We start from the raw sequence: 10,677 nt of genomic DNA on the forward strand, positions 1-10,677 counted from the left end.
ATGTCTTTCAAACCGGTAATTCTCTGGACAGATGCACTTGTCTACCTGTTGGTGGCGGTGATTATCGCCTTCGTCTGGTATGTGCGGCGCAATGAATATCTTCTGGCGCCATGGCGGCGTGTGGGACACAGTGCGAGCGGAATGGCGGCACTTACGGTTCTGGTATTTTTTATTGCCGTTGGATTGCTCGATACAGTGCATATACGCCCTGCCGTTGAGAATAGTAACAGTGGCAACGGCGAGAAAGCTTACGGTGTGGAAGTGCTGAGTTTGCTCGACGTGATTGCAGCCCCTTTGCGGACGCGCGTGGAAAAGACTTATTCCGCGCCTTTTGCCGCCTTTCTTTACGCCAGAGAAACAACGGAGCTTCCGGATGGACGGCAGGTACGGGAATTCCCCCGGTTGCAATTCGGCGGCGCGCATTTGCAGGATCCCGAATCTGAGCTTACGGCCGATGTGGCCTGGAAAGCAGGCGTGGGTGGAGGTTTGGGGCTTCTCCTATGGGGCATCGTGGTGGTTTCCTTGACCGGACTATTGGCGCGCCGTAGCGGTGAAAAATTCTCGTCGGTGCTTTCCGCCATCTGGCGCGGCACCACTCAGGTTCCATGGAATGCGGTATGTATCACGCTTGCATTCATATTGCTATTCTGCGGTGCCGCGCTGGCACTATCCGGTAGTTACCACATATTTGGTACCGATAAAGTGGGGCAGGACGTATTTTATCAGTCTCTCAAAAGCATCCGCACGGGTTTGGTGATCGGAACGCTCACCACGCTGATGATGCTGCCATTCGCGTTGCTTCTGGGCATCATGGCCGGCTATTTTCGTGGTTGGGTGGATGATGTCATTCAATACTTGTACACCACGCTGAGCTCAATCCCGAGTGTCCTGCTGATTGCGGCAACGGTATTGATGATGCAGGTCTATATAGAAACCCATCCCGAGTTATTCGACACCATTGCCGCGCGTGCCGACCTGCGTCTGCTGTTTCTTTGCATCATACTCGGGGTCACCAGCTGGACCGGCCTATGCCGGTTGCTGCGGGGGGAAACCTTGAAGCTGCGCGAAATGGAATACATTCAGGCGGCCCATGCCTTCGGTGTTTCCCATTGGCGTATCATCAGTCGCCACATTCTTCCCAATGTGATGCATATCGTGCTGATTGCCACCGTGATGGATTTCAGCGGACTGGTTCTGGCGGAAGCCGTATTGTCTTATGTGGGTGTCGGTGTCGATCCTTCCATGATTAGTTTTGGCACCATGATTAACGCCGCGCGGTTGGAAATGGCGCGTGAACCGATGGTGTGGTGGGCATTGCTTGCGGCCTTCGGTTTTATGTTCGCGTTGGTATTGAGTGCCAATCTTTTTGCCGATGCGGTACAGAATGCCTTTGATCCACGAGCAAAAACGTTGCCGGCAAAGGCGGTAATATTGCATCGCCGAGGACGCGGAGAGAAATCGGAGGCTCAATCCGTTTCCCCCACGGTTGAAGGCTCCTCCCAGCCATGAGTCCCTTATTGAAAATTGAGAATCTCGAAACCGTTCTCCACACCGGTGCAGCGCCGGTATGGGCGGTGGATGGTCTTACGCTACAGATTCTTAGGGGTGAAACCTTCGTGTTGCTGGGCGAGTCCGGTTGCGGAAAATCCATGACGGCCCTCTCGGTTATGCGACTGTTGCCAGAGGCGGGAGAGATCGTGGCGGGATCTATCAGGATCGGCGAGGAAGATCTGCTTCTGCTGCCGGAAGCCGCCATGCGCGATGTTCGTGGGAAGCGCATCAGCATGATATTTCAGGAGCCGATGCTAAGCTTGAATCCGGTAATGACGGTGGCGGACCAGATTGGTGAAGTGTTGCGGCGGCATTTCAATTTAAGCGGTATGGCGGCACGAGAACGCGTACTGGAGATATTGAATCAGGTGGGTATACCGGATGCGGCGCGCCGCATGAATGAATATCCCTTTCAGTTTTCGGGTGGAATGAAGCAGCGAATGATGATTGCCATGGCGCTGGCCGGGGAGCCGGAGCTACTCATCGCCGATGAACCGACTACCGCGCTGGATGTCACCATTCAGGCGCAGGTGCTGGATCTGATGCGCAGCTTGCAGCAGCGCGACGGCATGGCGATTCTACTCATTACTCATGACCTCGCGGTGGCGGCGGAAATGGCGCATCGGGTGGCGGTGATGTACGCGGGTGAAATTGTGGAGACGGCGACTCGCGAAGATTTTTTTAGCGGTCCGGCGCATCCTTATTCGCAGAAATTGTTTGCTTCCCTGCCGGGCAAAGCCCTGCGCGAGCAGGGATTGCGGCTGGCGGCGATTGGCGGAAATGTCCCGCCGCTGTCAAGCGAATTCACCGGTTGCCGTTTTGCCGACCGTTGCGACCATGCGTGGGAACTGTGCCATGAGATCGCGCCGAGGTGGAATGTGGTGGCAGGCGGACACCAGGTGAGGTGTCATCTCTTTAATGAGGATACCCGTCCCAGCATTCAGGACCCGAAACTCGGGAGTCAGCATTTCGAAGCTGCCGTTCAGGACTCTGAAAGATCAGCGGAATCAAGTCCTCAGCCCACACGGGCTTCTGAATCACGAGACTCCAGCTGCTTGTTGTCCGTCACCGGCCTCAAAGTTTACTTCCCGATACATAAGGGACTGATGAAAAGTATCACCGGATATGTCAAGGCGGTGGATGGCGTGTCGCTGACGATTCAGCAGGGCAAGACGTTGGCGCTGGTGGGAGAATCCGGCTGTGGCAAGACGACGGTCGGCAAGGGTATTCTGCAGTTGATTCCGCCGTCCGCAGGCAGCGTGCGTTACAACGGACTTGAACTCGTCGGGATGGAACGCAAGCGATTGCGGAAGATGCGCGCTGAATTCCAGCTCATCTTTCAGGATCCGTATTCGTCACTCAACCCGCGAATGCGTATCGTGGATATCATTGAAGAGGGCATGGATGCCCTGAACGTCGGAGATGGCGGCGACGGCGGCGAAGCAAGTCAAGCGGAGCATCATTCCACCCGCAAGAAGGGAAGGGTGGATGCGCTTCTGGAAAGTGTCGGGCTGCCGCCAGAAACCAAATGGCGCTATCCGCATGAGTTCTCGGGTGGTCAGCGCCAGCGTGTCGCCATTGCCCGCGCCCTGGCGGTCAATCCCCGGCTGATTGTTTGCGATGAGCCCACCAGTGCGCTGGATGTGTCCGTACAGGCACAGATCCTGAATCTGCTGAAGGATTTGCAGAGCAGCCTGGGGTTGGCATATCTATTCATCACTCATAATATCTCGGTGGTGGAATATATCGCCGACGAGGTGGCGGTGATGTATTTGGGAAGAATCGTGGAGCAGGGGCGGGTGGATGAAGTATTGGGTCATCCCAGGCATCCCTATACTCAGGCGCTACTGTCGGCGGTACCGGTCATTGATCTCGCATCAAAGCGCCAGATCATCCACCTGCATGGGGATCTGCCTTCTCCAGCCAATCCGCCATCCGGCTGCCACTTTCATCCTCGTTGTCCGCATGTCATGCCGATATGCCGTGAGCATTACCCCGAAACAAGCGCATTCAGTTCAACGCACACGGCGCGGTGCTACCTTTACCCACAGGAACAAGATTCAGCATGAGGAATATTTGATGGCGGTCAATCAGGAAGTGGCGCGTCGCCGCACGTTTGCCATAATCTCACACCCGGATGCGGGGAAAACCACGCTGACGGAAAAGTTGTTGCTGTTTGCCGGTGCCATTCATATCGCCGGCAGCGTCAAGGCGCGGAAAGCGAGCCGTCACGCCACCTCGGACTGGATGGAGATCGAGAAGCAAAGGGGTATATCCGTTGCCAGTTCCGTGATGCAGATGGAGTACCGGGGTTGCGTCATCAACCTGCTGGATACACCGGGTCACCAGGATTTTTCCGAAGATACTTACCGGGTGCTGACCGCGGTGGATGCGGCGTTGATGGTGATCGATGCCGCCAATGGTGTAGAGGCCCAGACATTGCGTCTGCTGGAAGTGTGCCGTGCGCGTAATACGCCCATCCTCACTTTCGTGAATAAAATGGATCGCGAAGTACGTGAGCCGCTCGATCTCATTGACGAAATCGAACGGACGTTGAACATGACGGCGGTGCCTTTTACCTGGCCGCTGGGTATGGGCCGTGGTTTTCATGGTGTATTCGACTTGCGGCGCGACCGCATGCGCGTTTTTCGTCCAGGCGCGGATAGGCTGGATGAGCAGGACGAGATTATCGAAGGTCTGGATAATCCTGAAATCGCGATACGTTTCGCGGCGAATGCCGCCCACGCCCGGCAGGAAATCGAGCTGATACGTGGTGCCTCACCAGAATTCAGTCACGCGGCTTTCCTCGCCGGCGAGCAGACCCCGGTGTTTTTTGGTTCGGCCATCAACAATTTTGGCGTACGCGAGGTACTTGACGCACTGGTCGACCTGGCGCCATCACCCGGATCGCGCCAAGCCTTGCAGCGTCAGGTGCAACCCGCGGAATCGATGTTTTCAGGCGTCGTATTCAAGATTCAGGCGAACATGAATCCCGCACACCGGGATCGCATCGCCTTCGTGCGGATCTGTTCGGGCCGCTTCGAGCGTGGAATGAACCTCAGGGTCGTACGTAGCGATAAGGATATCCGTACCAACGGCGTAGTATCCTTTCTCTCACAGCGGCGCGAGTTGCTTGATATCGCCTACTCCGGCGATATTATCGGCATTCCCAATCATGGAACGTTGCAGTTGGGAGATACACTGACGCAAGGCGAGCGCTTGCAGTTTACCGGTTTGCCGTTTTTTGCACCTGAAATCTTTCAGACGGTAGAGATTGCCGATCCAATGCGCAGCAAGCAGCTCAAGTTGGGACTCACCCAGTTGGGTGAAGAGGGGGCGATCCAGGTATTTCGGCCCCATGCCGGAGGTGCTTTGCTGTTGGGTGCGGTGGGCACATTGCAGTTCGAAGTGGTGGCGCACCGGCTCAAGCACGAGTATGGTGTAGATGCCCGTCTCGCTTCAGCAAAGTATCAGATGGCGCGCTGGGTCACGTCCGATGATTCGCGCGAACTGAAGCGGTTCATCGACACCAACGCGCATCGGGTAGCCTACGATGCGGTGGATGCGCCCACTTTTCTGGCGTCATTTGGAGCAGAATTGAGTGTCGCTCAGGAGAGCTGGAAGCGTATTCAGTTCCACAGATTGCGGGAGCATGCCGGGCTGGTATTCCAGACCCATCTGGAGGGGTAATTCGCTATCTCTTGCCACCTTGTTGTGAATGCCGCAAAGTCCCTTGATGCGGAAATCCGGCGTGACGTCAGGAAAGTTATTTTGATTTATACTCATCGTTCGACTTGAATCCGGCAGAGGGATATTTTGTAGCAAATTCCCTGGAAAATTCAGTGGAATAAGGTGTTATGACGGGTGATGGTGTCGAGTTGAAAAACGGATAAAAATAAGCGGCAACTGCCGAACTTAGGATAATGGCAACTTCAAAAAAGAAAAATGCATCGGCCGCCAACAAAAACGGAAATACCTGGTCGGGGCGGTTCGATGAGCCGGTTTCGGAGCTGGTGCAGCGTTATACCGCATCGGTCGGTTTTGACCGCAGGCTGGCGGAATACGATATCCAGGGATCGCTTGCTCACGCACGAATGCTCTCTGGCGCAGGCATTATCGATGAGCATGATTTGGCTGCCATCGAATCTGGCCTGGGCCAGATTCGCGACGAAATCCGCAATGGTGAATTCGTCTGGCTCCTGGAACTGGAAGACGTGCATCTCAATATCGAGAAACGCCTCACCACACTGATCGGCGATGCCGGCAAACGGCTGCATACCGCGCGATCACGTAACGATCAGGTCGCCACCGACGTGCGGCTTTATTTGCGTGCCGCGATAGACGATATCATCGGGCTTATCCATAGTATGCAGCGCGCATTGCTGGAGCTTGCCGAACAGCATGTGGATACCGTGATGCCAGGTTTTACTCATTTGCAGGTGGCACAGCCGGTTGTCTTCGGTCATCATCTCATGGCGTATTTTGAAATGCTGAAGCGCGATGTCGAGCGATTATCCGATTGCCGGAGGCGTATGAATAAATTGCCATTGGGCGCGGCGGCGCTGGCGGGGACCAGTTATCCTATCAACCGCAAGGCGGTGGCGCAACAGCTGGGATTTGACGGGGTTTGCGAAAACTCGCTGGACGCGGTTTCCGATCGGGATTTTGCCATCGAATTTTGTGCCGCCGCGGCACTGATCATGACGCATCTGTCGCGGCTATCCGAAGAATTGATTTTATGGATGAATCCATCGTTTGGTTTCATTGATCTCGCCGACCGGTTCTGTACCGGCTCATCCATCATGCCGCAAAAAAAGAATCCGGATGTGCCGGAACTAGTGCGTGGCAAAACCGGGCGTGTCAATGGGCACCTGGTTGCGCTACTGACGCTGATGAAGGGTCAGCCGCTGGCTTACAATAAAGACAATCAGGAAGACAAGGAGCCTCTTTTTGACACGGTGGAAACGCTCACTGACACGCTGCGTATTTATGCCGATATGCTGACCGGTGTGCGCGTCAACCGGGATGCAATGCGCGCTGCCGTGATGCGTGGTTACGCCACGGCTACCGATCTGGCCGATTATCTGACAAAAAAAGGATTGCCTTTTCGCGAAGCGCATGAGGCCGTAGCCCGGGCGGTGCGCTTTGCGGACGGGAGCGCTCGGGATCTGAGCGCGCTTACTCTCCCGGAATTGCAAGAATTCTCCCGGTTGATCGACAGCGATATCTACGCCGTATTGACCCTGGAAGGCTCGATAGATAGTCGCGACCATATCGGCGGAACGGCACCGGCACAAGTGAGGACAGCCATCAAGCGAGCAAGGAAGTGGTTACCCTGAAGCAATAATCCGGCATTCGCTTATGCTACCCTGGAGCGACATCACCGCACAAATCTCCAATTCCACCGGCTTTCCGTTCGCGATGGAAAAAGCCGCTTCCATCGGTGGTGGTTGCATCAACGAAGCGCATCGGATTGAAGGTAATGGCCGGCGATTTTTCGTCAAACTGAACCATGCGGACAGCCTGGCAATGTTCGAGGCGGAAGCGATGGGTCTGCAAGAAATTTACCGCTCCCATACATTGCGTGTTCCAGTACCGGTCTGCTGGGGGAAAAATAAATCCAAAGCATGGCTGGTGCTGGAGTATCTGGAAATGAGTAACGTTTCCAGTAGTGGCACTGCAGCCTTGGGCGCACGACTGGCTGCGATGCATCGTATCTCTTCCGGAAAATTCGGATGGATGCGCGATAACACCATCGGCGCCACGCTGCAAATCAATAGTTATTCTCCCAGCTGGATACAGTTCTGGCGCGAGCAACGCCTGGGCTATCAATTGCAACTTGCCCGGGTTAATGGCTACACCGGAAAATTACAGACACAGGGTGAACAATTGCTGGCGCAGCTGGATTTCTTTTTTCCGGAAGCGAAGCCGGTTGCATCACTGCTGCACGGCGACTTGTGGAGCGGTAACTATAGTTTTGATCATGCGGGGCAACCGGTATTATTTGATCCTGCCGTATATTATGGCGATCGCGAGACGGATATTGCCATGACCGAACTTTTTGGAGGATTCCCCGCTGCTTTTTATGCGGCCTACCGGGAAGCCTATCCGCTCGATCCTGGCTACTCCACCCGCAAAACACTCTATAACCTGTATCACATCCTGAATCATCTCAACCTGTTCGGCGGCGGATATCTTCGCCAGGCGGAACAAATGACAGGCAGATTACTTGCCGAAATTCACTAAGAGGGTACGGGCAGGGGGCAGGCGGGTAGCGAAAAATGCGCGGTCGACTGCCGGATTCAGGTGCATGGATTCCCAGTCAAAACTCCAGCGGATCGACATCCAGCGTCCATCGCACCTTGTGTGCCGAAAGCGTGTCGAGTTTTGCCCGCCATACAGAGAGAAATTCCTGTAATTGCTTGCGCGAGCCGGATTGTATAAGCAGGTATGCGCGCTCCATTCCTCTTAACCGCGCCATTTGTGCCGGAACCGGATCGAATATCTCGACTAGCTTCGGCGCTTTCGCTATGGTTGCCGCCCTGGCAAGAAAGTCCAGCGCAGCGGCAATTTGCAGCGCCTCTGCCCGCAACAGGGCCTGGTAGACATAAGGGGGAAATCCCGCTGTCTTTCTTTCCGCCAGGAGTGTTTGCGCGAGTGAGTCATAATCCTGCCGCCGCAGTGCCTGATAGAGGGGGTGATCAGGAAATTCGGTTTGAATCAGCACTTCTCCCAAGATAGTGGCCCGTCCAGCTCGGCCGGCTACTTGCATCAACTGAGCAAACAGGCGCTCCGACGCACGAAAATCGGTACTGAATAGCGAGGCATCGGAATTCAGGATGCTAACCAGCGACAGATTTGGAAAATCATGTCCTTTTGCGAGAATCTGCGTTCCAATCAGAATATCCACACGCTGTTCCTGGATATCCTTCAGTATTTTTTGCCACGCATTCTTTCGGCGCGTACTGTCGCGATCGATGCGTACAATTCGTGCCTCGGGGAAGCGCTCGGTCAATGCGGCTTCCACCCGCTGCGTGCCATGGCCAAAGGGTACGATATCCTGGTCGCCACATTCGGGGCAGACGGAGGGGAAGCGCTCCTGATGACCGCAATGGTGGCATCGTAATTGTTTTTCACGCAGATGCACCACCAGGCGGCTGGCGCAGCGATGACAGGTTGCTGTCCATGCGCATGACTTGCACAGCAGCACCGGTGCGTAACCACGCCGATTGATAAAAACCAGGCTTTGCTGATGTAACGTGAGGCACTTCTCCAGCGCGGCGATTAACGGGTCCGAAAAACCTTCTTTTATCTTGGCGGCGCGGGTATCGATACAGCGTACGACTGGCAGCGCGGCATTCTTCACCGCGCGGGATGACAGGCGCAATCTGAGGTAGCGGCCGCTCAGGGCGTTGTAATAACTTTCAAGCGAAGGAGTGGCGGAACCCAGTATCACCGGTGCATTGGCATGCTTGGCGCGAAAGATCGCCACGTCCCGTGCCGAATAGCGCAATCCCTCTTGCTGTTTGAACGAGGTATCCTGCTCCTCATCCACAATGATCAGGCCCAGTTTTGGCAGTGGCGTGAATACTGCCAGGCGCGTGCCCAGTATTATTTTGGCTTCACCCCGCTGTGCCTGCAGCCAGGCATTCAAACGCTCACCCGGATTGAGTCCGCTGTGGAGGCTGACCAATTGTATGGCGGGAAAGCGCGCACGGAAGATTGCTTCCAGTTGCGGCGTTAGATTGATTTCGGGAACCAGCACCAGTGCTTGCCGTTCTTGACGCAACAGTAGCGCTATCAGTTGCAGGTATACCTCTGTTTTGCCGCTGCCGGTAATACCATGTAACAGCCACGTGTTGAAATCGCTTATTTTGGCGGCGATGTCATTGACAGCATTTTCCTGATCTGTGGTAAGGATAGGGCCTGGCGAAGTTATTTCACTAAGGGAAGCCACGGTGGAGGGATGAACGGCCAATGTTTCCTCAACCCAGCGCAGTGTTATGAATTCCCTCAATGCGGCGGGTGCACGCCGAGAAAGCCGTTTTACCTCCTCAATGTGCATGACGCCGGATTCTTTCAGCCCTGTCAGCAAGCGACGTTTGACAATATTACGGGCGGGAATGGCTGATAGGCTGGCTGCGTATCCTGCGGGCGTGAGGCAATATCGGGAGGCGGCAGGATCGGCCACAACGGGTTTAATACTGCGTAGCCTGCCGGGGAGGCCGTTCATTACCACCTCGCCCAGCGGATGGTGATAGTAGGCACTGCAAAATCGAAACAAATCGAGCAATGACGCGGGCAGGGGGGGAATATCCCGGAATATGTGAACGGCATGTCTGAGCTTGGAGGACGAAACCAGAGAGTGAGTGGATACTTCCATAATCATCCCTATCATCTGCTTTTTTCCAAATGGGACGGACACACGAACGCCGATATCCCGTGCCGTTATGTCCTGCGCAAGATAATCGAATAACGTATTGACAGGAACGTCGAGCGCGACGCGAATGATAGGCATCTTGGGATGGAGACTGGAACTGGATTGATAGGAAATTCCGAATATTATCCTCTGAAAATCTACCGCTGATTTATCTTCCGTTGATTGGAACCGCAACAATATTAAGGACGCTGGTAGAGATTCTTTGCGAGAGCCGTCATCATATATGACGAATGACTTATCATCAGGATCGGAGGCCGGCGGTTTGCGTTACGCGTGCCATCCATATCATCCTTGCAAGTTCTGCAAACAACAGCGGAGCACCTATGTAAACAATGCAACGGACGGATAAGTGACATGCTCAGTCAATATCCCCGCGGCACAAGAATGTCGGATTTCTTTACATGTTTTGCGCGGGGACCTGGAAATTATGCTCAACCCGCTGATTCTAAAGATACGGCCATATTGGCATGAGATATGCTTGCAATTTAACCGATGCGCGGTCGTAATTGAAGCCGAATGGACATGTCAATTCATTTTGGAAAGAGGACAGGGAATCCGTTTTCTGCCATCTTTCTTAAAACAATGGACTTAACCGCAAAAAAGCAAGGGCCGGGTGGATTGACGGGTGGGGGTTTAGCCATTGCCTGTCCGACAAACTGCTTGACTTGGCGCATCTTCGGGGATAG

Annotated in this window: 6 protein-coding genes; 5 read left to right on the forward strand and 1 reads right to left on the reverse strand. The window is 54.5% G+C overall.

Annotated elements, in window-relative coordinates; genetic code table 11:
- The 5 genes from BLO43_RS12785 (at position 1) to BLO43_RS12805 (ending at position 7,797) form a co-directional block, all read left to right on the forward strand.
- Entirely contained in the window at positions 1-1,509 is a 1,509-nt protein-coding gene (locus BLO43_RS12785) for an ABC transporter permease (protein WP_090907380.1), read from the forward strand.
- Positions 1,506-3,620 carry an ABC transporter ATP-binding protein gene (locus BLO43_RS12790; protein WP_090907381.1) on the forward strand — a complete coding sequence of 705 codons (2,115 nt, stop codon included), beginning with the start codon at positions 1,506-1,508 and terminating at the stop codon, positions 3,618-3,620. The genes BLO43_RS12785 and BLO43_RS12790 overlap by 4 nt, the downstream gene beginning before the upstream one ends.
- Positions 3,621-3,630: 10 nt before the next feature.
- Positions 3,631-5,241, forward strand: a complete 1,611-nt coding sequence (locus BLO43_RS12795) for a peptide chain release factor 3 (protein ID WP_074630236.1) — start codon at positions 3,631-3,633, stop codon at positions 5,239-5,241.
- A 233-nt stretch (positions 5,242-5,474) separates the two neighbouring features.
- Positions 5,475-6,890, forward strand: coding sequence for an argininosuccinate lyase (argH, locus tag BLO43_RS12800; RefSeq protein ID WP_090907382.1), 1,416 nt, complete (start codon positions 5,475-5,477; stop codon positions 6,888-6,890).
- Between the two features lie 22 nt (positions 6,891-6,912).
- A complete protein-coding gene (locus BLO43_RS12805) occupies positions 6,913-7,797 on the forward strand; it encodes a fructosamine kinase family protein (RefSeq protein WP_090907383.1) in 885 nt (294 codons plus the stop codon).
- A 76-nt stretch (positions 7,798-7,873) separates the two neighbouring features.
- On the opposite strand, the gene BLO43_RS12810 is transcribed toward BLO43_RS12805, so the two are convergent.
- Positions 7,874-10,069, reverse strand: a complete 2,196-nt coding sequence (locus BLO43_RS12810) for a primosomal protein N' (protein ID WP_090907393.1) — start codon at positions 10,067-10,069, stop codon at positions 7,874-7,876.
- Positions 10,070-10,677 lie beyond the last annotated feature (608 nt).

The organism is Nitrosospira sp. Nsp13 (assembly GCF_900101945.1).
GTDB lineage: Bacteria > Pseudomonadota > Gammaproteobacteria > Burkholderiales > Nitrosomonadaceae > Nitrosospira > Nitrosospira multiformis_D.